We start from the raw sequence: 22301 nt of genomic DNA, 5'->3' as shown, positions 1-22301 counted from the left end.
TCCCGCGTCGCAGGGTGGGGCGAACCCGGACTCACGGCCTTCCGGTCGTCGCGACCTTGGCCGCGATGTCGGCGCGGAGCAGGTGCTTCTGCACCTTGCCGGTCGCCGTCATCGGCAGCGCCGTCGTGATCTCGAGGCGCTCCGGCAGCTTCTGCGTCGCCACGTCGTGCTCGCGCAGGAACGCAGTCACGTCGTCGAGCGCCAGCGTCGCGTCGGCGTCAGCCGGTACGACGTACACACACACCTTCTCGCCGAGGCGCTCGTCGGGCATGCCGACCACGGCGACGTTGGCGATCGCAGGGTGGGCGAGCAGGTGCTCCTCGAGCTCACGGGCGCTGATGTTCATGCCGCCGCGGATCACGATGTCCTTGAGTCGGCCGGTCACGCGGACGAAGCCGTCGGCGTCCATCCGCCCGAGGTCGCCGGACCGCGAGAAGCCGTCCGGCGTGAACAGCGCCGCGGTCTCCTCGTCGTTGCGGAAGTACTCGAGCATGTGACTCGGGCCGCGGTAGGCGATGTCGCCCTCCTCGCCGCGCTCCACCTCGTTGCCGTCGGAGTCGACGACATGGACCTCCGCGCCGTCGAGCGCCGAGCCGTCGGAGCTGGCCGAGCGTGCCGGGTCGTCGGCGACCGTGCACATCGTGGTCAGGAAGTTCTCCGAGCGGCCGTAGAGCGACAAGGTCTGGCAGCCGGCGAAGAGCTCGCGCGACTTCTCGACGACCGAGCCCGGGATCGGCGATCCGGCACACACCCACAGCCGCAGGCTGGAGGCGTCATGCTTGGCCGGGTCGTAGGCGCCCATCAGCATCTGCAGGAACGGGGTGGCCGTGACCGCGGCCGTGCAGCCGTGCTCCTCGATGATCCGCAGGCCCTCAGCGGGGTCCCACGCCTCCATCAGGTAGGACTTCGCACCCGCGAGCAGCGGCAGCAGCACACTGGTCACGAGGCCCGTGCTGTGCGTGATCGGCGACGGGCCGAACTGCACGTCGGCCGACGTGTAGTCGAGGCTCTTGGCGATGGCCGCGGCGCTCGCCCGGATCGTGTTGAAGGTGTGGAAGCAGCCCTTGGGGCGCGAGGTGGTGCCCGAGGTGTAGACGATGAGGAAGCCATCGTCGGGCGAGGAGTCGGGGCCGATCTCGGCCTCGAGGCCCTCGATGTCGCCGTCGACGAACAGGGCCTCGAGCGCGGAGCCGGCACCGTCGGCGCGAGCCACGTAGACGTCGCGGAGAGCGGGCAGGTCGCCGCGGAGACCGGCGAACATCCTGGCGTGGTCGAAGCCACGGAACTCCCCGCACGTCACGGCGAGGACGGCACCCGAGTGCTCGATCACGTAACGGACCTCGTCCCCGCGGTAGATCGGCATGATCGGCACGAGGATCGCGCCGAGGCGCGACGCCGCTGCGGCAACGAGCGGAAACTCGACCCAGTTGGGCAGCTGGACCGCGATCCGCTCTCCTCGCCGGAGGCCGGCGCGGTGCAGTCCCGCAGCCAGCCGCAGCGTACGGTCGGCGAACTCCGCATAGGTGAGCTCGGTCGAGACGTCCACGAGGAACGGGGCATCCGGCGTCGCCGAGGCCTGGCGGGCCGCCAGGCTGTAGAAGCTCGCGTCCTGCCAATAGCCCTGACTGTAGAACGAGGCGACCTGTTCCTCGGAGTACCTGTCCCTGACTGTCTTCAGCTGCTGCTCCACCGTCTCGACCCCTTGTCCCTGGATGCGATCCACATCACACCAAGATTAGAATGGTCAGTCCTTTATAGCAAGCGGTCCAATAGGGAGACCTCCATCGCGGAGATCCCGCTCGCATTGCGTCGCCGCCGGGCGGGCACGACAGTGGGCGCGTGACCACACGAGGCATCACCGTTCTGGCCGGCGGACTCAACGAGACTGTCGAGATCACCAAGGCAGCCGACCGCGCCGGCTTCGACGGAGCATGGTCCGGCGAGTTCCTCAACCGCTCGGCCGTCGTCTCCGTCGCCGCCATGGCCGCGGCAACCGAGCGCATCGGCGTCGGTACCGCGATCGCCTACGCCGTGGGCCGCTCGCCCCTGGTGCTGGCGAACGACGCGCGCTTCCTGGACGAGTTGAGCAATGGCCGCCTCACGCTCGGCCTCGGCACCGGTACCCGCGGCATGATGGTCGGCTGGCACGGCGTCACCGACCCCGACGGCCCGGCGAGCCGGATGGAGGAGCTGATCCCGCTCCTGCGCCGCCTGTGGCACCTGCACGAGGAGCCGGTGAAGCACGAGGGTCGCTTCTACTCCTGCGACATCACGCCGACCGCGGACATCCAGCCGCCAGTGCGGGCGACGATCCCGATCTACACCGCGGGGGTGAACGCTCGCATGATCGAGGTGGCCGGCCGCGTCTCGGACGGCCTGATCTGCCACCCCACCCTCACCGACCGCTACCTCGAGGAGATCGCGCGCCCCGCCATCGAGCAGGGCGCTGCGAAGACCGGGCGCAACGCGTCCGACGTGCACCTCAAGGGCGTCATCATCACCTCGATCCACGACGACCCCGAGGTCGCGCGGCGCGAAGCAGCGGCACAGATCGCCTTCTACGTCGCACCGAAGGCCTACGGCCCCGTGATGGAGGCCTCCGGGTTCGGCGACGAGGCAGTCGCGATCCAGGCTGCATTCCGCGCGAAGGACCACGACGCGATGGTCGCGGCCGTGTCCGACCGGATGCTCGACGAGATGGCGGCGGCGGGGACCCTCGACGAGGTGCGCGACCGGATCGCGCTGCTCGAGAAGCGCTACGACCATGCCGCTCTCTACTCCCCCAGCTTCACCATGGCGGCCGAGCGGGTCACCGAAAACACCTTCGCGATCATCGAGGCATTCGCGCGCTGACCGCGCCCGCGAGCGAACCTCAGGAAGCTTCGGAAGCCGCGTAGGTCAGGTAGATCGACTCGCCCACCATCGCGGGGCGCTCCTGGCCGCGGACCTCCACCCGCAGCGCGACCCGGTACTGCACGCCGCCGTCCTCGCGTCGTACCCCTGCGGGGATGGAGGCGCTGAGTCGGATCTCGGCGTCGACCGGGACCGGCGAGGTGAAGCGGACCTTCTCCAGGCCGTAGTTGGTGCCGCGCCCGTGGTCGGTGATCACCATCAGCTTCTTCAGCATCGACGGCACCAGGGAGAGGGTCAGGTAGCCGTGCGCGATGGTCCGGCCGAAGGGGCCGTCCGCAGCACGGTCCGGGTCGACGTGGATCCACTGGTGGTCGTCGGTGGCATCGGCGAAGGTGTCGATGCGGCCCTGCTCGAGGCGCTGCCAGGGCGACGAGCCCAGGTCGAGGTCGGCTGCCTCGGCCAGCTCGGCAACGGTGATCTCCAGGGTCATCGACTCTCCTCGTCTGGGTGGGGCTCCACGGTCGCCGAACCGACGCGGAGGGTCAAAGCAGGTGCGGGCGCCGACTGTCGCAGCCCACAGTGATCCGGGCCACGTCGCTCCCGCAGGCCACGCGGACGTCCTAGGTTGCCCGGTATGAGTGGAACCGCACTGCCGTCGTACACACAGGTCCTCGAGCTCCCCACCCTGCTCGAGGGCGAGGTGGTGGCCGACTTCATCGACGTGAACGGTCACATGAACATCCGGCACTACCTCGACGCCGGGGCCCTCGGTGCGGACATGCTCTGCCGACGGATCGGCATCGACGACGAGTACCGTGCGATCCGCCGGCTCGGTGTCTTCACCGCCGAGCACCACATCCGCTACTTCTCCGAGATGCACCTCGGGGACAAGTTCTCGGTGCACACCGTCGTCGTCGCGCGCTCTGGCAAGGCCGGGCACCTGCTGTCCTTCATCGTCGACCGGAGCAGCGAGCGGCTGGCCTGCACCGTCGAGATCGTCCTCGTCGGCGTCGGCATGGACACGCGGCGGCCCGCAGAGTTCCCCGACGACGTCGCAGCCGGGCTGGACGAGTGGATCGCCTCAGCCCGCGACCTGCCGTGGCCGCTTCCGCTGTCCGGTTCGATGGGCATCCGGCGGGACTGAGGTCAGCCGCGGAGCTTCTCCCGAAGCTCGTGCTTGCGGACCTTGCCGCCCACCGTCTCGGGAAGCGCGCCGACCACGATGACGCGCTTCGGCGTCTCGAACCCGGCGAGTCGCTCACGCGCCCAGGCGACGAGGTCGGCCTCGTCGACCTCCTGCCCTGCCGCTGGTACGACGACGGCGGTCACCAGCTCGCCCCACGTGTCGTCCGGTACGCCGACGACCGCGACCTTCTCCACCGCCGGATGCGCCGCGAGCACCGCCTCGACCCGCACGCTGGACACGTTCTCCCCGCCGGTCTTCACCACGTCCTTGAGCCGGTCGAGCATGACCTGTGAACGGTCGGGGCCGCCGACATAGGCACAGCTGTCGCCCGAGTGGAACCAGCCGTCCCGGAAGGCTTCGGCCGTCGCCTCGGCGTTGCGGTAGTAGCCCTGCGTGATCACCGGACTGCGGTAGACCGCCTCGCCCGCCTCGCCCACGGTGCCGGCCAGGCTGGTCCCGTCCGGCGCGTGGATGTCGGCCGCGAGCAGGGGAACCGGCAGCCCGACGTGGTTCACCCCGCGGTACGACTCCTCGGCTCGCTCGGGATTCGCGTCCGGCCAGAAGCGGTAGCAGCACTGCGACTCGGTCTGCCCGAAGACCTCCACCGGCTGCACCCTGCCGCCGGTCACTGCGCGCAGGCGCGGGAAGAGATCCGGCGTCAGGGCACCCCAGGAGAACAGGGCGACCGTCACCGATGTCAGGTCGATGTCGTCGGGCCGGGCCTCCGCCACCTCGACCAGCTTGCGCACCCACAAGGGGGAGCCGGCCCACACCGTCGTGATCCGCTCGCGGGTGATCGCCTCGGCCAGCGCGACGTCGTCGGGGCGGCGACCGATCACACACGTCCCGCCGTTGAGCGCCGCCGGCATCACGGTCGCGTTGTGGCCGCAGTGGTAGATGATCGGCAGGAAGGTCCCGACCACCAGGTCGGTCTCATAGGGCAGCCCGCGAGTGAAGGACATCGCGTAGGTGTAGGCGCTGAGGTACGAGTACGAGTGGGCGGTCATCGACGCCTTCGGCATCGATGTCGTTCCTGACGTGAACAAGAGCGCCCAGATGTCGTCACCATGGACGCTCACGTCGACCTCGCCGGTCGGCATCGGGGCGATCCAGTCGGCGAACCCGACGGCGGTGCCGGTCGCCATGCCCCCGATCTCGATGACGACGTCGGGCTCGAGCCCGGCCGCCGCGAACACCTCGGCGCCGCGGGGCAGCAGCGCCGCGTCCGCGACCACGAAGGAGGCGCCGACGTGCTCGACGGCTCACGCCAGCACGTCCGGGGCCAGCAGCGAGTTGACCGGTACGACGACCATGCCCGCCTTCGCGATGCCGAACATCACGAGCACGGCCTCGACCGAGTTGTCGCAGTAGAGCAGGATCCGGTCACCCGGCTGCCGGCCCGCGGCCAGCAGGGCGTGGGCCACCTGGTTGGCGGCCCGGTCGGCGGCCAGATAGGACATCCGCTCGAACTGCGGTGCCGAGAAGGCACCCTCCCAGCCGACCAACGCCACCTTGTCGGGTGTCGACCAGGTGACGCGCTCCAGCACGTCCCCGACCGACATCCGGTTCCAGCGCTGGTCCGCCCGGCGGCCGCGCAGCGTCTCCACGTCGAACTCGTGCTCCATCACTCCACCGAGTGTGCTGACGGGCCGAACCGGCCCCCAGACACCGTCGACGGGGAGGTGTGGACTTCGACAGTCAGCCGGCCGTGACGGTCGCGACGGTGGCGACCTTCCCCCCGACACGGCCGACCACGTGGGCCACCCAGAGCGTCCGGCCCGGATGCCGGTGCTCGGCCTCGAAGACGACCTCGCCGCCGAGGGCGACACCGCGCGAGTGGACGATGTGGACCGACGTCGTGCGCAGCGTGGACCCGCGGTCCACCCGCTCCCGCGTCGCAATCACCTCGGACGCCGCGAGCGAGATGCCGCCGTGCAGCATCCCCGTCGGGTTGACCAGGTCCGGTCGGGTCTCCAGCACCCAGACACCGGCCTCAGCGCGCAGGCCGAGCACTCCCTCGATGCCGTCGGCGGACGTCGGGGCCACCGCGGCGTGCGTGTCCGCCGGGGCGCCGGAGGGCCGGGGCGCGTAGCGGCCGCGCTGCCTGCAGCTCACGAGCAGCCGCCCCTTGCCGTCCCGGATGTCGCCGACTGAGTAGGAACCGGCCTGGACCGGCGTCGCGTGGCCCACGAGGTCGGTGCCTGTCGGCGGCAGGTCGCCCACGACGTCGAGCCAGATCTCGGTGCTGATCGACCACGCGTCCTGGGGCAGCGAGGCCATCAGCGCATAGCCGAGCACCTCGTCGGCCAGCACGCCCAGGGCGCCGACGGCCGGACGGCCGTCGGCACCGGCGGCCCATCGGCCCAGGGTCATGCGTCCACCGACGCCGTCCGAGCACTGCTGCAGCGCGGAGACCTGGAAGAGGTCCTCGGGCCCGCTGCCCCTGAAGCGAAGCTGATGCACCGGTCCTCCGAAGGGGGTTGTGAACGATCGTTTACACGCCTATTGTTACAAATGGTCAGGCCAAACGTCACGCGCGTCGTACGTGGCCCCACGAACACCAGAGAAGGACAGCGACCATGGACAACTTCACCGACATCACGTACGAGGTCGAGGACGGCCTCGCCTGGATCACGATCAACCGCCCGGAGCGCTTCAACGCCTTCCGCGCGCAGACCGTCGACGAGCTGGTGCTGGCCTTCAAGCGCGCCTGGGCCAGCCCCGAGGTCGGGACGATCTGCCTGACCGGAGCCGGCGACAAGGCCTTCTGTGCCGGCGGCGACCAGAAGCAGCGCATGGAGACCGGCGACTACGGCCCGTCCCAGAGCGGCCTCTTCGAGGTCGAGGCCCTGCACCGCGTGATGCGCGACGTGCCGAAGCCCGTCATCGCCGCGGTCAACGGCCTCGCGATCGGCGGCGGCCACGTCCTGCACGTCCTCGCCGACCTCACCATCGCCGCCGACACTGCCAGCTTCGGCCAGAACGGCCCCCGCGTCGGCAGCTTCGACGCCGGCCTCGGCTCGGGCTACCTCGCACGCGTCGTGGGCGAGAAGCGCGCCCGCGAGATCTGGTTCATGCTGCGCCGCCTGAGCGCCGAGGAGGCGCTGGACTGGGGCCTGGTCAACAAGGTCGTCCCGGCCGCCGACCTGAAGGACGAGGTCCGCGCCTGGGCCGACAACATGAACTCGTTCTCCCCCACGGCACTCAAGGTGCTCAAGCAGTCCTTCAACCAGGACACCGAGCACTTCGTCGCCCTCGGCCAGTCTGCGGTGACCACGCTGAAGCTCTTCGGCGAGACGCCGGAGGCCAAGGAGGGCATCACCGCGTTCAACGAGAAGCGCAAGCCGGACTTCTCGCAGTACCGCGGGAACTGAGGTCCATCGATGCAGCTGGACGCCGAGCGCCGCGAGTTCGCGAGCGCGATCGAGGCCTTCTGCCAGCGTGAGTACGGCACGTCGGCCCAGTGGGACGCGCTGACCGAGAACGACACGGTCGCCACGAGCCAGGTGGTTCTCGACAAGATGGCCGACCTCGGCTGGCTCGGCGTCTCGCTGCCGGAGGAGTACGGCGGCGGCGGTGCCGGCTTCGTCGACGAGTGCGTGTTCATCGAGGAGGCGCACCGCGGCTTGACGCCCGGCCTCCTTGCCTACACGACCGGGCTCACCGCCGCCCAGACCTACCTGAAGTGGGGCAACGAGGAGCAGAAGAAGACCATCGTCTCCAACCTGGTGTCGGGACGGACCGAGGCGATCGCCCTGTCCGAGCCCGGCACCGGCTCCGACCTGGGCGCCGTACGGACGAAGGGTGTCCGCGACGGCGACGAGTACGTCATCGACGGCCAGAAGACCTGGATCTCGGTCGCCCACATCGCCCAGCACATGCTCGTGCTGGTGCGCGAGGACGCGTCGGGCTCGAAGCACGAAGGCCTCACCCTCCTGATGGTGCCGACCGACACCCCGGGCATCGAGATGCGCGAGGTCCGCACCATGGAGGCGCGGACCTGCAACGACGTCTTCTTCACGCAGGCGCGAGTCCCCGTGTCCGCCGTGGTGGGCGAGGCCCGCCAGGGCTGGAAGCACCTGATGCGCGGCCTCAGCGTCGAGCGGATGATCATTGCCGCCTTCAGCATCGGTGCCGCACGGCGCTCGCTCGAGGACGCCATCGCCTACATGCAGCAGCGCGACGCCTTCGGCCAGCCGACCAGCACGTTCCAGGCGCTGCGCCACCGGGTCGCCGACCTCGCGACCGACATCGCGGTGACCCGCTCCTTCATCTACGACGTCGCCCAGGCGATCGACGACGGCCGCGAGGACGACCTGGCCCGCGAATCCGCGATGGCCAAGATGCGTGCAACCGAGGTCGCGAAGAACACCGCCCTCGAGGCCATGCAGCTGATGGGCGGCGCCGGATACGCCCGGGAGTACGGCATGGAGTTCCAGGTGCGCCGAGCCTTGGCCCCGCCGATCTTCGGCGGCACCAACGAGATCCAGCGCGAGATCATCGCCAAGTCGATCTTCTGACTCGACACCATCGAGAACCGAACGCCTCCCCGCTCCTGCGGGGAGGCGTTCGGCCCTCTCAGACCGCGCCCGCCAGGGCACCGTCGAGCTGACGCGCGAGGTCCTTCAGGACGTCCGCCGCCTCGCGAGCCATCCGCGGGACGAACTCCGCCACGTCGACGAGCTCGTTGATCGCCGAGGCGACCTGCCCGGTCATCACCAGGCTGTCCGTGGTGTCGCCCGTGGTCTGGGCCCGCTGCATCGACTCGATCTTCCAGCGCACCATCTCGACCGGATCGGAGGGCAGGTCCGACGCGTCGTGGGCGAGCAGCTGCTCGGACGCCGCGTTGCGCAGGCCGCGGCAGGGCCCGTAGACCCCGTCGAAGGCGACGTCGTCGCCCTCGGTCGCGTCGAGCAGGGCCTGGACGTAGGCCGGGTGCCAGTCGCTGTTGTCGCGACTGGTGATGAAGCGCGTGCCCATCGCGACGCCGTCGGCGCCCATGGCCAGGGCGGCGGCGAGCCCGCGGCCGTCGCGAGCGCCGCCGGTCAGCAGCACCGGTACGTCGACCGCCTCGGTCACGCTCGGCACGAGTACGTAGGTGTGGACCTTGGCCGCCGGGGCGTGGCCGCCCATCTCGAAGCCCGCGGCGAGCACCACGTCGACACCGGCCTCGGCCGCCTTCACCGCCTGGCGAGTGGCACCGACCTTGTGCTGGTGGACCATGCCGGCGTCCTTGATCATGCCGACGTAGTCGCCGGGGAAGCCCGCGGAGGTCGTCATCACCGTCAGCCGGCGGGCGATCTCGCTGTCCGCGCGGCGCAGGTCCAGCACCATCCGGATGTAGACATCGGTGAACGGCAGGACCTTCCCTGCCGCGTCGACACCCACCGGGATGTTCACCGCGAACGGGCGGTCCGTGAGCGCGGCGCACTCCTCGATGTGCTCGCGGAAGGTTCGCGCGCCGCTGTCGATGTCCTCGGGCATGCCCGGCATCGAGACGGTCCCCAGGCCGCCGGCGTTGGAGACGGCGGCCGCCAGTCGCGGAGTCCGGAAGGGACCGAGGCCCTCCTGCACGATCGGGTGACGGACACCGACGAGACGGGTCCAGCGGTTGCTGATCGGAGCGGCGTCTGCGCGGGCTCCGGCACTTTCCAGGGCTTCACTGTTCATGCTCGATGTTATACAGTCTAGATGTCTGAATGACTAGATCCGTCAAACCTTAGAAGAGTGGAAGCCGCCATGAACCTGCCGGAGACCGCCCGCGGCGAGGAGTCGCTCGACGCCCTGCGCTCGATCGCCCGCGACCCGCGCTCCTACGTCCGGGGCTGGAGGGAGGCGCACCCGGGCCGCCAGGTCCTCGGGGTGCTGCCGATGAACTTCCCGCGAGAGCTCGCGCACGCGGCCGGCGTGCTGCCGGTGATCGTCGCCGACGACCAGCAGCCCGTCACCGAGGGCCGCGCCTTCCTGCCCGAGTTCTACTGCGGCTTCACCCGCAACCTCGCCGACCAGGCCGCGACGGGCCGCTTCGACCTGTACGACGGGCTGTTCGTGGCCGACCACTGCATCCAGCTCCTGGGTGCCTCGGACATCGTGCGGGAGCTGCAGCCGAGCACGACGGTCTTCCTCGGCCAGCTGATCAGCTCGCTCAGCGACATCGGGGCCGAGGCGAAGATCGCCGAGATGGTGACGACGCTGCGCCGCGAGGTGGAGACGTTCGCCGACGTGCGCATCACCGAGGAGCAGCTCACCGCGAGCATCGGCTCCTTCAACCGTGATCGAGCCCTGATCCGTGAGGTCTTCGACGGCCGGGCCGCGGGCAACGCCTCGTTCAGCCCGGTCGAGCTGCAGGACATCGTCGCCTCCGCCCAGGTGATGGACCCCGACGAGCACCACCGTCTGCTGTCCGCGGTCGTCGAGGACCGCGCGCCGCGCACTCGCGACGACCGCATCCGGATCCACCTCTCCGGCCACTTGTGCCATGCACCGCGGCGCGAGCTGCTCGAGGTGCTCGAGGAGGTGGGCGCCATCGTCGTCGACGACGACCTGTGGACCGGTCGTCGCTACCTGCAGACCGATATGGACGAGTCCCTGCCCCCGTTCGAGGCCGTCGCCCGGTGGTACGCCGGCCGCAACGTCACGCTGCCGTGCCCCACCCGCGTCCAGCACGACGTCGACTGGGACCAGTGGCTCCTGGACGCCGCCCGGCGCAGCGGCGCTGAGGCCGTCGTCCACCTGATGCCGAAGTTCTGCGAGCCGCACATGCTCTATTACCCCGAGCTGCGGCGCGCCCTCGATGCTGCCGGCATCCCCCAGCTGCTCATCGAGACCGAGCACGAGGGCATTCCGCTCGAGTCGTTCCGGACCCGGCTGGAGGCGCTCGTGGAGCGCACCCACCGCACCCGTCCGGCGTACGCCTGATCCGACCACGCGAGGAGACACCATGACCATCACCATCCCCACCGCCGCCCCCACCGACCGGACGAACCGGCTCACGGCGACCCGCCACGGCAACCGCATGGTCGCGGAGTACTGGGACGACCTGTTCACCGCGCGGGAGCGGGGCAAGCAGATCGTCTGGTACAACGGCGGCGCCTTGAACCCGATCTTCCAGGCCGCTGGCCTGGCTTGGTGCCACGGCGAGGCGTTCGCCGCCCGCCTCGCCGCCCAGCAGCTGGAGGGCCCCGCCCAGCTGGCGGGCGCGGAGTACGGCTACAACGCCGAGCTCTGCTCGTACTCCCGCACCCACCTCGGCTGCGCGGTCCTGACCGTCCAGGGTGACGAGGGCGCGAACACCGGCGTGGTGGGCGCGCACGACCAGGCCGAGCTGGCCGCGCGCCTGCCCGCGCCCGACTTCTTCGTCAACAACTACGCCGGCTGCAGCACCGGCCAGCAGTGGGACGAGATCTCCTACCGGGTGTTCGACAAGGAGGTGCCGATCTTCAACATCTCCCACCCCTTCCTGTGGGGCAACAAGCCCGACGCCGGCTACCTGAAGGGCGAGGAGTGGGAGTCCGCATCGCGCTACGTCCGCGACCAGCTGGTCGACCTCATCGCGTGGCTCGAGGAGAAGTCGGGCAACGCCTTCGACTGGGACCTCCTGCGTGAGTCGATGACCCATATCAAGCGCGCCGCCGAGCTGCGCCGCGAGGGCCTCGAGCTGTGCAAGGCCAAGCCCGCCCCGGCGACGTTCTGGGACTGGATCTCGGCCATCGCCCCGATCAACTTCCTGCCGGGCAACCAGGAGCTGGTCGACTACTTCCAGTCGGTCCGCGACGAGATCCAGCACCGGATCGACCACGGCATCACCGGCATCGAGAACGAGCGCTACCGCCTCTACTTCGACGGCATCATGAACTGGAACAAGCTGGGCTTCCTCTCGCGCAAGTTCGCCGAGCACGGAGTGGCCGTGATGGCAGGGCGCTACATCACCAATGCCTTCTGGCAGGAGCCGCAGCTGATCAACACCGACGACCCGCTGCTCGGCATGGCCCAGCACTACCTGCTGTGCCCGACCAACCACGGCACGAAGACGCTCGACTACCTCACGCTGCGCGACTGCGAGGAGTACGACGTGGACGGCATCGTCTTCCACTCGACCCGCACCTGCCGTGCCTTCACCGGCCCCCAGCGCCTCCTCGCGCGCTCCGCGCAGAACAACCTCGGCATCCCGTCGATCTTCTTCGAGGGCGACGTCGCCGACGCGTCCTTCTACAAGGAGGAGATCCTGGAGAGTCGGCTCGCCGCGATGCTGGAGGCCATCGACGTCAAGCGGGCGCAGGCATCGTGACCCACGACGGCCGCTACCTCGGCGTCGACCTCGGTTCGACGACGGCGAAGGCCGTCGTGGTCGGCGGCGACGGCGCGATCGTCTCGGCGAGCACCATCGCCATGGGCGCCGTCTCCCGTGCCGGCATGCAGCGCGCGGTCGACGCCGCGCTGGCCGAGGCGGGGATCACGACCGACGACCTGCGCGGCACGGTGTCGACCGGCTACGGCCGGCGCCTGGTCCCGGGCGCCCAGCGGACGTTCACCGAGATCACCTGTCACGCGCGGGGGACGTCGGCGATGGTGCCGGGTTGCCGCCTCGTCATCGACATCGGTGGCCAGGACTCCAAGGCGATCACCGTCGACGACGACGGCCTGGTCCAGGAGTTCGCGATGAACGACCGCTGCGCCAGCGGCACCGGCCGCTTCTACGAGGTGCTCGCGACCGCGGTCGACGTCCCCCTCGAGGAGCTCGGCGCCCTGGCACTCAGCGGCAGCAACGACCTCGAGATCTCCACGATGTGCGCGACCTTCGCCGAGACCGAGATCGTCTCCCTGCTGGCCCAGGACGCACCGGTCGCGGACATCGCCTCGTCCGTCCACCGCGCGATCGCCGCACGGACGCTGGCCCTGGTCGCCCAGGTGGGGCGCCACACGCCCGTCGTCCTCACCGGCGGTGTGGCGCAGAATCCTGCCGCCGTCGCGTTTCTCGCGCGTGCACTCGACACCGAGGTCCTCGTCCCGGAGCACCCGCAGATCACCGGGGCCTACGGCGCCGCCCTCCTCGCGCGGGACGCTGACCACCGCGGTCGCACGGTCGTGGACGACGTCGCCGGGGCCGACCAGCTGTTCCCCCGCCCGAGCGAGCCGCATTCCTGCGGCACCTGCGACGGCAGCCTCACCGGCACCCACGCGATCGACTTGGGCCTGCCGGTGCGCCTGGGCGGCTGACTCGGGCCCACAGCCGCCCGACGCACCGCAGGCGGACGCCCGTCCCTCGACCGAGGGGCGGGCGTCCGCCTGTAGGGGCGAAGGTCAGACCGTGGCCCCGCGCACCTCGTCGAAGGTGAGGTCACCGGCGTCGAGCCGGTCACGCAGCACGAACTTCTGGATCTTGCCCGTCGGCGTCATGGGCAACGCCTCGATGAACGACCAGTAGGTCGGTGCCTTGTGCGGTGCGATCTGCTCGCGGACGAAGGCGGTCAGCTCAGCGACCGTGGGCCGGTCGTGGCCGGCCCGCACGCACAGGACGGCGCCCACCTGCTCGCCCCACTTCTCGTCCGGAACACCGATGACGGCTGCGGTCTCGATGGCGGGATGGTCGAGAAGGACCGCCTCGATCTCCGCCGGGTAGAGGTTCATCCCACCCCGGACGATCATGTCCTTGGCCCGGCCGGTGACGCGCAGGAACCCGCGCTCGTCCATCGCGCCGATGTCGCCCATGTGCAGCCAGCCGTCGGCGTCGATCGTCATCTCGGTCTCGCCCGGCATGTCGTAGTAACCACGCATGTTCTGGTAGCCGCGGACGCAGATCTCGCCGGGCTCACCGATCGGCAACGCCTCTCCTGTCGCCGGGTCGGCGATCTTGACCTCGAGCTGCGGCAGCGGCTGGCCCACGGTGTCGGCCTGGTCCTCGGGGGCGTCCGTCACCCGGGTCTGGCTGATCACGCCGTGGGTCTCGGTCTGGCCGAACAGGATGGTGAACTGGCAGCCCAGCTGGGAGATGGTGCGCCGGACGAGCGCCGCCGGGACCGACGCGGCACCACTGAGCACCGTCTTGAAGGAGCTGAGGTCGCGCGTCGCCGCATCGGGATGGTCGAGGAGTGCGATCAGCATCGTCGGCACCACGAGGGAGTGCGTGCCGCCGTACGTCTCGACCGCCTCGAGCAGCTGGCCCGGGTCGAAGCCGGGCAGGAGCACGAAGGTGCCACGCTTGGCCCAGGCGCCGAAGGAGGTCACTGCCCCGCCGCCGATGTGGTACATCGGCATCGCATTGACGTAGACGTCGCCGTCCTCGAACGCGGCCCGCTCGGCGACGAAGGTGGCCTCGTTGACCAGGCCCATGTGGTGCAGCATCGCGCCCTTGGGGAAGCCCGTGGTGCCCGAGGTGTACTGGACCTGGATCATCTCCTCCGGGTCGATCTCGGGCAGCGGCGCGCCCGGATCGGCGCTCTCGAGGAAGGCCGGCCAGGCGTCGAAGGAGTGCACGTCGCGCAGCTCGGGGAGCTCTCCGCGGATGCCCTCGACCATCGAGCGCATCTCGAAGCCGCGGTGGTCGTCGACGCAGAACACGGCGACCGCCCCCGACTGGCGCAGCACGAACGCCATCTCGCGGGTCCGGTACGCCGGGTTGAGCGCCACCAGCACCATCCCGGCCATCGCGACGCCGTGCTGGAGCACGATCCAGTCGGCGCTGTTCGGGGCCCACACCGCGATCCGGTCGCCGCGCCCGTAGCGCTGCAGGAGCGCACGCGCGGCTCGCTCGGCATCCGCGACGAGCTCGGCGTACGTCCAGCTGCGCCGGAGCTCCGGCTCCGCGACGCAGTCGACCAGCGCCACCCGGTCCGGCACCGTCGCGGCTGCGTGGCGCAGCACCTCGCACACGGTGACCGCGCGCACGTCGCCGGTCTCGGCCGGCCAGTGGGAGGTCTTCAGCATCGTCTGCTCCTGTGGGTTGGTCGTATCCTCGCCGGTCACCCACCTGTGACCCGCATCACCCAAAAGGTAGGACCATAATGCTCGACAATCAAGGGCACTCGGTGCCCATACTTGTAGAAATCAACAGGAGGCTCCCATGACCGTCCCGCTCGTCCGCTCGTACGCCGACTCGGCCGTCCTGATCGCCGGAGGGACCTCCGGCGTGGGGCTGGCGACAGCGCAAGCCTTTGCCGACGCGGGTGTCCGCCGAATCGCCCTGCTGGGCCGCAACGTCGAGCGCGGCGCAGCCGCCCGGCAGCAGGTGGCCGACCACTGCCCCGAGGCCCAGGTGGAGTTCCTCCCCTGCGACGCCGGGGCGCTGGACCAGGTCGTCGACGCGGTCGGCGCCGCCCATGAGCGCATGGGCGGCCTCGACGTGCTGGTGAGCTCCACGACGACGGCGTACCGCCCCGAGCTCCTGCACCGCACCGACCCGGCAGACATCGAGCGCATCCTCGTCGGCCAGGCGATCCCCCCGATGCTGCTCACCCGCACCGTGCTGCCCTACCTGCAGGAACAAGGCGGAGGCAGCATCGTGAACATCGCCTCGGACGCTGCGAAGGTGCCGACCCCCGGCGAGGCCGCGCTCGGGGCCGCGATGGCGGCGATCGTCGTCTACAGCCGGGTCGCGGCGCTGGAGGCCAAGCGCAACGGCGTCCGCGTCAACGTGCTGACCCCATCCTTGATCGCCGGAACAGCGACGGCTGCCAACGTCCTGAGCGACGGCTTCAGCAAGAAGCTCTTCGAGAAGGCGGCCGGCCAGGCGCACCTCGGCGTCGCCGAGCCGGCCGATCTCGCGGCGATGGCGGTCTTCTTGGGTGGCCCCTCGGCAGCGCGGGTGACCGGCCAGACCATCAGCGTCAACGGCGGCGTCTCGATCGCCTGACCGGCAGAGGGGTCCACCGCTCAGGCGGACTCGTCGACGATCTGCCAGAAGCGGGCGTGGGCTCTGCGGGCCCACGCCCGCCGGCGGTCCCGCAGCAGTGCGGCCGCCTCACGTCCCACCCACTCGGGGAGCAGCGCCGATGGCAGCTGCGGGTCCTTGCGCATGAACCGCTGCTGCAGGTTCAGCAGGTCGAGGTAGCTGAGCAGGATCCCGTCCGGGCCGCCGGGCTCCGGAGCGCCTGACACCTGGTCGATGAACTGCCGGTACTGGCCGGCGAGCTCGGTCAGGTCCCACGAGCGCTCGACGAGCTCGGCGTCGCTGAGACCGACCCCGGCAGTCGGTCCAGCGACCGCGACCGCGGTGTCCTGCAGGCCCAGGTCGGTGACGAGCCGCTGGAGCTCGGGCACCCGCTCGTTGTGCGGGCTGACCCACAGGCCGGGAGTCGGGTTGCCCATGCCGAGCCAGTCCAGGCCGCCGTACAGGCGCTTGCGGGTCGTCCGCTGCTGCTGCGGGACGCTCACGAACAGGAACAGCCAGCGGCCGTCCCACGGTTCGTCGGCGGCGAGGTAGGTCTCCGAGCGCCGGACGCCCTCGGCAACCAGCTCCTGGCCGTGACCGGCCAGCTGCCAGCGCACGGAGCGGCCGACGCGCTCGCGGTCCAGCCACCCGGCGGCGGCGGAGCGGGCCAGCACCTGGCGGCCCGCATGGTCCTCGATGCCGAGGCCGCCGAGGACGCGGAGCAGGGCTGTCGTCCAGGCACCCTCGGGCCGGTCCGGCAGCATCTCGCCGGCGATCGTCAGCAGCAGGGAGCGTGCGCTCGGCGGCGGCAGCAGGGGCTGCTCACCCCGCTGGCTCGGCAGTACCAGTGCATCGGCCATGGGACACATGGAATCAGCCGCGGCCACCCGGACCGCACAGGGTCCACCTCACGGCGCGGCTCGCCCGGTCCAGTCGAGCAGGGCTCCATCGCCGATCCCGGCGACGTAGGCCTCGACGTGACGCTCCATCCGCCACCGGGCCAGCGCGCGGTCGCCGGACCGCACGGCCGCCGTGATCGCCTGGTGGGCACGACAGGTCTCCACGCGCACCCGGTGGTCGACGTTGCCGACATACCCGGTCGAGTCGTAGATCAGCTCGGCCAACGCCTCCATCAAGCCGGACAGCAGCTCGTTGCCCGACTCCCTGGCCACCGTCATGTGCCAGTCGACGTTCACCCGCAGGAAGCTGCTCACTTCGCTCGCCTCGGACATCAGGCGGTCGCAGTCCTCCAACTGCCGCAACCCCGCCGGCGTACGACGGACTGCCGCCAGCCCTGCGCACGGCGGCTCGACCGTCGCCCGGGTCTGCAGCAGCGCCGCCAGGGACACGTCCGTCCCGCGCACGACCATGCGCACGGAGTCGGCGAGCAGGTGGCCGGTCGGCCGTCGTACGACGGCACCCCCTCCACGTCCGGCCCGGATCGCGAGGAAGCCGCGCACCTCGAGCACGCGGAGCGCCTCGCGCACCGAGGTCCGGCTCAACCCGGTCTGCACCACCAGGGCCCGTTCGGGCGGCAGGAGGTCGCCTTCGGCCAGCTCACCGCTGCTGATCCTCGAGGCGATGTCCTCAGCCAGCACGTCGCTCGCCTTCGGCACGTGGAGCGGGCCGAGGAAGGCAGGATCGGCTCCGGACGGAGGTGGACGATCGCCTGCGGCGCTGCTCATCCGTACCACCTCCGTCCGCGCGTCACCGGTCCTGGCCCGCGGTCAGTCGAGGCTGCAGGCCGGATTGGCCCCGGGGTTGTTCTCCGAAGCCGGGATCGCGGCCGTGGCGACCAGCTGGAGAGACCCGTCGCCTGTCTTCTCGACCGTTCCCACATACGTCGGCGCCTCGATCTGGTGGTCCTCCGCACGGAGGGTCACCTCGCCCTGGATGGAGTCGAAGGTCAGTCCCTCGAGCGCCTTCGCAACGTCACCGGGCACGATGCTGCCCGCCTCCTCGACACCGGCGAAGATCGCCTGCATGCCGAGGTAGCCGTTGCCGATGTTCTCCGTCGGCGCCTCGCCGGTCTCGGCCGTGTACGCCTCGACGAAGGCCTTGGTGCCGGGGTTGTCAGCGGTCGGGATCCAGGAGTTCGTGCCCAGCGCTCCGACCAGCCGCTCGTCCTTGAGCGCAGCGAGCGTCGTCGACGACAGGCCCGTGTTGACCAGCACCTTGTCGTACTTCTGCAGCACGCCGAACTGGAGCGCCTGCTTCAGGAAGTTGATCGCGTCACCGCCGGCGAGGGAGACGACCAGTCCGCCCTTGCCGCTCAGCTGGCTCAGGTAGCTGCCGAAGTCGGTCGTGCCGAGCGGCGAGAACAGCTTCGCCCCCAGCTTGCTCCCATCGGCATCGAGCGTCTTCTCGACTCCGGCGGTGCTCGCCTGGCCGAACGAGTAGTCGGCGGCGATGCTGTCCCACTGGGGCTCGTCCTCCTTCGTGAGCCAGTAGGCGAGGGTGTTGACGCCGGCGCTGTCGTTGGCAGTGACCCTGAAGTAGCGCGCGCTGCACGACTTGCCGGTCAGGTCGTCGCTCTGGCCCTGGGTGCCGATCATCAGGGCGTCCCAGGCCTCCAGCTTCGGCGTGACGGCCGCCATCTCGGGCGAGGACACCATGCCGATGACGAAGCGGGCGTTCTTCTCCTGCACCAGCCGCTGGGCGGCTGCGAGGGCTCCCTCGGGCGTGCCGAGGTCGTCGGCGAACTCGAGCTCGATCATGTGCCCGTCGATGCCGCCGTCGGCGTTCGCCTCGTCCGCGGCGAACTGGATGCCCTTGCGTTGCTCCTCGCCGTAGGCCGCGTAGGGCCCCGACTCCGGCGTCACGACCGCGATGCGGATCGGGCCGTCCTCGTCCTGCTGCGTGCTGTTGGCTGCTCCCCCCGAGCAACCCGAGGCCGCGATCATCAGCCCGCTGAGCGCGGTGCCGAGGAGGACTCGCTTGTTCTTCATGCTTCTTCTCCAATCAAGGTCGGCCGGGTCGGCCGTTCCAGCGGGTCAGACCCCGACGAGCTCACGCAGCGTCTCGGTCGTTGTTCCTTCGATGCGGCCCTCGGCGACCGTCTCGCCTTTGAGCAGTACGGCGTACCGGTCAGCGAGTCGGGTGACGAGGTCCAGGCGCTGCTCGATCAGCAGCATCGACGTCCCCGCGGCCTTCAGGCCCGCGAGGCAGTCCCCGAGAAGATCGATGACGACGGGGGCCAGCCCTTCGGACGGCTCGTCGAGGAGGAGGACGGTCGGGTTCGACATCAGGGCGCGGCCGATGGCGAGCATCTGCTGCTGGCCGCCGCTGAGGTGCGTGCCGAGCGACCCACGTCGCTCGTCCAGGTCGGGGAACATGGCGTAGACGGACGCGAGGTCCCACGGGCCTTTGCGGCGTGGGGCCGAGCCGACGAGGAGGTTCTCCTCGACGGTCAGCGACGAGAGGATCCATCGGCCCTGCGGCACCAGGGCCGCGCCGAGGGCGGCGGCCTCGTGCGGCCGGCGACCGCGCACCGGCTTGCCACCGACCGTGATCGCCCCGCCCCGCAGGTGGGCGATCCCGAACATCGTGTTCAGGCTGGTCGTCTTTCCCACGCCGTTCGGCCCGAGCAGTGCGAAGGACTCGCCCTCACCGACCTCGAAGTCGAGGCCGTCGAGGATGAGGGCGTCGTCGTAGTAGGCCCGGACGCCGTCGAACTTCAGCACGGCGCTCATGCCGCACCCCTGCCGAGGTAGGCCTCGACGACCCGGGGGTCGCGGCGGACCTCCTGGGGATCGCCGTCGGCGATGACCGCGCCCTGCTCGAGGACGGTCAGCCGGTCGCAGACCCGGTAGACCACCTCGAGGTGGTGCTCGACCAGGACGACCGTCATCCCCCGCTCGCGCACCAGGGCCGCGAGGTGGTCGGCGAGCGTGATGCTCTCCTCCCGCGACAGACCCGCGGCCGGCTCGTCGAGCAGGACCAGGTCGGGTGCCCCGAGGAGGGCCAGGGCGATGTCGACACGACGCTGCTCGCCGTACCCGATCTCGGAAGGCGTGAGTGCCAGGCAGGGTTCGAGGGTCAGCGCCGCCACGACCGCATCCACGTCCGGCTCCTTCACCAGTCGACCCGCGACGTCCAGCTGGTCGGCGACGGTGAGGTCGGGGTAGACGCTGATCCGCTGGAACGACCGGGCGATCCCGGCGTGCCGGCGACGCGGCGCCGCCATCCGGGTGATGTCACGGCCCCGGAAGCGGACCGTCCCGCTCGTCGGTCGCTGGCGGCCCGAGATCAGGTCGATGCAGGTGCTCTTCCCCGCCCCGTTCGGCCCGATCAGGCCGTGGATCGATCCTTCGACGACGTCGAGGGACACCTGGTTGACGGCCTTCACGCTTCCGTAGGCGAAGGACAGGTCATCGAGCTGCAGCACGGCGGCCTCCTCGGGTCGGGGTGGGGATGACGGGCACGCCGGACTCCTTCGGGCGGCGCCGGTGCAGCCATCGGCGCGCGGCTGCGTAGCCGCGCTCGACGAGCTCGACGCAGCCGCCCGGCGCCACGAGGACGACGACGATCAACACGAGACCGATGACGGCTTGGTAGTGGTTGCCACTGCCTGCGAGGTAGTTCTGCAGCAGGATGAAGAGCACCGCACCGAGGGGCGGTCCGAGGACGCTCCGTACGCCGCCGATCACCGCGACGATGAGGGCGATGCCCGACGTCGACCAGAACAGGGCCGAGAGCGAGATGAAGCTGGTCGTGACGAGGTTGAGCGTCCCCGCGACGCCGGCGACCGCACCGGACACGGTGAATGCCAGGACCCGCGGCCAGTAGGTCGCGTAGCCGGAGAAGCGCATCCGCTCCTCGTTGTCCCGGATCGACGCCAGGCGCCTTCCCCAGGTGGTCCTGCTGAGCGCCCACAACCCCGCCACGACCGCCATCAGGACGCCCCAGACCAGCGGCCACGCCTCGACCGGGTTGCCGTACATCACGACGTCCTTGCCGAGCAGTGAGCCGTCGAGCCGGACGTTGAGGCCGTCGGCACCCCGCGTGATCGAGTGCAGCTGGCCGCCGGCGACCCAGACCAGCATGCCGATCGCGAGCGTGAGCATCGCGAAGGCGATGCCGGGCACCCGGATCGTGACGAGCCCGACGACGAGGGCCGCCACGGTGCCGCAGGCGATGCCGGCCAGCAGGGTCAGCCCGATCGGCAGGTCCGCCTCCTGCGCGACGTACGACGTCGCGTAGCCCGCGATGCCGTAGAACGCCGCGTGGCCGAAGCTCAGCTGTCCGGTCTGCCGCAACAACCACCCGATGCTCAGGGCGAGGAGGCCCATCACCACGGCTTGTTGCGCGAGCTGGAGCTGGTAGAGCGAGATGACCCACGGAGCTCCGAGGCCGGCGACGGCCAGCACGGCCCACGCGGCGGCCTGCCACCGCGCCGACCGGTTGCGGTGGCGGAGCGTCCCCGCCACGGTCTGGACGTTGCTCACAGCGCGGTCCTCCTTCCGGCGATGCCCTGCGGCCGCAGGAGGAGGACCACCAGCATCAGCAGGTACGGCACGTAGGCCGCGAGGGTCGGCGCCTGAACGGTGGCGAGCGCGTTGGCGAGGCCGATCAGCAGGGCCGCGACCATGGGGCCGCCGATGCTGCCGAGGCCTCCGACCACCACGACGATGAAGGTGGTGATCAGGATCTCCGTGCCCATCGCGGGCGAGAGGGTGAGGTACGGGCCGGCCAGGACTCCGGCCAGGCCGGCGAGGCCGAAGCCCAGCGCGACGACGGTCGCACTGACCCGGTCGACGTTGATGCCCATCGCCCCCGAGGTGACCCGGTCGTCGCCGGCGGCCCGGACGAACAGCCCGGTGCGCGAGAAGCGCAGCCAGGCCATCAGGCCGGCGCACACGAGGAGCCCCATCACGATCACGAACAGCCGGTAGGTCGGGTAGGTCGCGAAACCGAGGTCCGTGCTTCCCGCCAGCACCTCCGGCGGGTCGATCGTCCGCGCCTGGGTGCCCCACACGGTCTGCACGACGTCGGCGACCACGAACGTGATCCCGAAGGTCAGCAGCACCATGTCGAGGGGACTCCGGCCGACGAGGAAGCGCAGGCCGTAGCGGTCGACCAGCAGGCCCGCGGCCGCCAGCAGGACCGGCACGGTCAGCAGCGCGACCCAGAAGGACGTCCTCTCGGAGACCGACAGGGCGACGTACGCCGCCAGCATGTAGAGGGCGCCGTGAGCGAAGTTGACGACGCCGCGGAGCCCGAAGATCAACGCCAGTCCCGAGGAAAGGACGAGGAGGAGGACGCCGAACGCGAGACCGTTCAGCACCTGGACGAACATGGAACCTCCAGTGGTGGCTGGTGAGTGGGAAGTGAGATGGGTAGGACGGACCGTCCGCGGACCGGTCGGCCCGTGGTGGCGAGGGACGGAGGGACGGA

General features: G+C 70.4%; 21 protein-coding genes and 1 pseudogene. 8 read left to right on the top strand and 14 right to left on the bottom strand.

What is annotated here, in order from left to right; all coding sequences use genetic code 11:
• Positions 1 to 31 precede the first annotated feature (31 nt).
• Positions 32 to 1690, bottom strand: coding sequence for an AMP-binding protein (locus AC2YHB_RS02045; RefSeq protein WP_487353377.1), 1659 nt, complete (start codon positions 1688 to 1690; stop codon positions 32 to 34).
• A gap of 149 nt (positions 1691 to 1839) precedes the next feature.
• On the opposite strand from AC2YHB_RS02045, the gene AC2YHB_RS02040 reads away from it, so the two are divergent.
• The gene (locus AC2YHB_RS02040) at positions 1840 to 2853 is read left to right on the top strand and encodes an LLM class flavin-dependent oxidoreductase (RefSeq protein ID WP_487353376.1); all 1014 of its coding nucleotides are present in this window, start codon (positions 1840 to 1842) and stop codon (positions 2851 to 2853) included.
• A 19-nt stretch (positions 2854 to 2872) separates the two neighbouring features.
• On the opposite strand, the gene AC2YHB_RS02035 is transcribed toward AC2YHB_RS02040, so the two are convergent.
• Positions 2873 to 3343: a MaoC family dehydratase gene (locus tag AC2YHB_RS02035; RefSeq protein WP_487353375.1), complete on the bottom strand. Its 471-nt coding sequence runs from the start codon at positions 3341 to 3343 to the stop codon at positions 2873 to 2875.
• Between the two features lie 144 nt (positions 3344 to 3487).
• Between AC2YHB_RS02035 and AC2YHB_RS02030 the strand changes: the two genes are divergently transcribed.
• Complete coding sequence (locus AC2YHB_RS02030) at positions 3488 to 3997, top strand: thioesterase family protein (protein WP_487353374.1); 510 nt, start codon at positions 3488 to 3490, stop codon at positions 3995 to 3997.
• Between the two features lie 2 nt (positions 3998 to 3999).
• Here AC2YHB_RS02030 and AC2YHB_RS02025 read toward each other — a convergent pair whose 3' ends face one another.
• The 3 genes and pseudogenes from AC2YHB_RS02025 to AC2YHB_RS02015 all read right to left on the bottom strand — a co-directional run bounded on the left by AC2YHB_RS02025 (position 4000) and on the right by AC2YHB_RS02015 (position 6502).
• Positions 4000 to 4323 carry an AMP-binding enzyme gene (locus AC2YHB_RS02025; protein ID WP_487353385.1) on the bottom strand — a complete coding sequence of 108 codons (324 nt, stop codon included), beginning with the start codon at positions 4321 to 4323 and terminating at the stop codon, positions 4000 to 4002.
• A 108-nt stretch (positions 4324 to 4431) separates the two neighbouring features.
• Positions 4432 to 5601 (bottom strand): annotated as a pseudogene (locus AC2YHB_RS02020) (AMP-binding protein); the annotation flags it as partial.
• A 136-nt stretch (positions 5602 to 5737) separates the two neighbouring features.
• On the bottom strand, positions 5738 to 6502 hold the full coding sequence (locus AC2YHB_RS02015) for a PaaI family thioesterase (protein ID WP_487353373.1): 765 nt from the start codon (positions 6500 to 6502) through the stop codon (positions 5738 to 5740).
• 116 nt (positions 6503 to 6618) lie between these two features.
• On the opposite strand from AC2YHB_RS02015, the gene AC2YHB_RS02010 reads away from it, so the two are divergent.
• Both AC2YHB_RS02010 and AC2YHB_RS02005 read left to right on the top strand, forming a co-directional pair.
• Complete coding sequence (locus tag AC2YHB_RS02010; RefSeq protein WP_487353372.1) at positions 6619 to 7413, top strand: enoyl-CoA hydratase-related protein; 795 nt, start codon at positions 6619 to 6621, stop codon at positions 7411 to 7413.
• A gap of 9 nt (positions 7414 to 7422) precedes the next feature.
• Positions 7423 to 8559: an acyl-CoA dehydrogenase family protein gene (locus tag AC2YHB_RS02005; protein WP_487353371.1), complete on the top strand. Its 1137-nt coding sequence runs from the start codon at positions 7423 to 7425 to the stop codon at positions 8557 to 8559.
• Between the two features lie 58 nt (positions 8560 to 8617).
• Here AC2YHB_RS02005 and AC2YHB_RS02000 read toward each other — a convergent pair whose 3' ends face one another.
• Complete coding sequence (locus AC2YHB_RS02000; protein WP_487353370.1) at positions 8618 to 9709, bottom strand: NAD(P)H-dependent flavin oxidoreductase; 1092 nt, start codon at positions 9707 to 9709, stop codon at positions 8618 to 8620.
• 69 nt (positions 9710 to 9778) lie between these two features.
• Here AC2YHB_RS02000 and AC2YHB_RS01995 point away from each other — a divergent pair, with 69 nt between their 5' ends.
• From AC2YHB_RS01995 to AC2YHB_RS01985, 3 genes are read left to right on the top strand one after another with little or no spacing between them, the layout of a single operon-like run.
• Positions 9779 to 10957, top strand: a complete 1179-nt coding sequence (locus AC2YHB_RS01995; protein ID WP_487353369.1) for a 2-hydroxyacyl-CoA dehydratase subunit D — start codon at positions 9779 to 9781, stop codon at positions 10955 to 10957.
• 22 nt (positions 10958 to 10979) lie between these two features.
• A complete protein-coding gene (locus AC2YHB_RS01990; RefSeq protein WP_487353368.1) occupies positions 10980 to 12326 on the top strand; it encodes a 2-hydroxyacyl-CoA dehydratase subunit D in 1347 nt (448 codons plus the stop codon).
• Positions 12323 to 13255 (top strand): acyl-CoA dehydratase activase, encoded by a 933-nt coding sequence (locus tag AC2YHB_RS01985; RefSeq protein WP_487353367.1) that lies wholly within the window; start codon positions 12323 to 12325, stop codon positions 13253 to 13255. Before AC2YHB_RS01990 ends, AC2YHB_RS01985 begins: the two co-directional genes overlap by 4 nt.
• Before the next feature lie 84 nt (positions 13256 to 13339).
• Here the strand turns inward: AC2YHB_RS01985 and AC2YHB_RS01980 are convergent, their stop codons facing one another.
• On the bottom strand, positions 13340 to 14962 hold the full coding sequence (locus tag AC2YHB_RS01980) for an AMP-binding protein (protein ID WP_487353366.1): 1623 nt from the start codon (positions 14960 to 14962) through the stop codon (positions 13340 to 13342).
• A gap of 136 nt (positions 14963 to 15098) precedes the next feature.
• On the opposite strand from AC2YHB_RS01980, the gene AC2YHB_RS01975 reads away from it, so the two are divergent.
• Positions 15099 to 15887: an SDR family NAD(P)-dependent oxidoreductase gene (locus AC2YHB_RS01975; protein ID WP_487353365.1), complete on the top strand. Its 789-nt coding sequence runs from the start codon at positions 15099 to 15101 to the stop codon at positions 15885 to 15887.
• A gap of 20 nt (positions 15888 to 15907) precedes the next feature.
• Here the strand turns inward: AC2YHB_RS01975 and AC2YHB_RS01970 are convergent, their stop codons facing one another.
• From AC2YHB_RS01970 to AC2YHB_RS01940, 7 genes are read right to left on the bottom strand one after another with little or no spacing between them, the layout of a single operon-like run.
• A complete protein-coding gene (locus AC2YHB_RS01970) occupies positions 15908 to 16765 on the bottom strand; it encodes a PaaX family transcriptional regulator (protein WP_487353364.1) in 858 nt (285 codons plus the stop codon).
• A 48-nt stretch (positions 16766 to 16813) separates the two neighbouring features.
• Positions 16814 to 17590: a FadR/GntR family transcriptional regulator gene (locus tag AC2YHB_RS01965; protein ID WP_487353363.1), complete on the bottom strand. Its 777-nt coding sequence runs from the start codon at positions 17588 to 17590 to the stop codon at positions 16814 to 16816.
• Between the two features lie 42 nt (positions 17591 to 17632).
• Positions 17633 to 18853, bottom strand: a complete 1221-nt coding sequence (locus tag AC2YHB_RS01960) for an ABC transporter substrate-binding protein (protein WP_487353362.1) — start codon at positions 18851 to 18853, stop codon at positions 17633 to 17635.
• 45 nt (positions 18854 to 18898) lie between these two features.
• Complete coding sequence (locus tag AC2YHB_RS01955; protein ID WP_487353361.1) at positions 18899 to 19597, bottom strand: ABC transporter ATP-binding protein; 699 nt, start codon at positions 19595 to 19597, stop codon at positions 18899 to 18901.
• Positions 19594 to 20292, bottom strand: a complete 699-nt coding sequence (locus tag AC2YHB_RS01950) for an ABC transporter ATP-binding protein (RefSeq protein ID WP_487353360.1) — start codon at positions 20290 to 20292, stop codon at positions 19594 to 19596. The genes AC2YHB_RS01955 and AC2YHB_RS01950 overlap by 4 nt, the downstream gene beginning before the upstream one ends.
• Positions 20276 to 21352, bottom strand: coding sequence for a branched-chain amino acid ABC transporter permease (locus AC2YHB_RS01945; RefSeq protein WP_487353359.1), 1077 nt, complete (start codon positions 21350 to 21352; stop codon positions 20276 to 20278). Before AC2YHB_RS01945 ends, AC2YHB_RS01950 begins: the two co-directional genes overlap by 17 nt.
• Positions 21349 to 22203, bottom strand: coding sequence for a branched-chain amino acid ABC transporter permease (locus tag AC2YHB_RS01940; protein ID WP_487353358.1), 855 nt, complete (start codon positions 22201 to 22203; stop codon positions 21349 to 21351). The genes AC2YHB_RS01945 and AC2YHB_RS01940 overlap by 4 nt, the downstream gene beginning before the upstream one ends.
• Between the last annotated feature and the right edge of the window lie 98 nt (positions 22204 to 22301).

The organism is Nocardioides sp. SRI_004 (genome assembly GCF_057586415.1).
The sequence above is the reverse complement of the archived record's forward strand: the minus strand, read 5'-3'. Positions and strand labels throughout refer to the sequence as shown.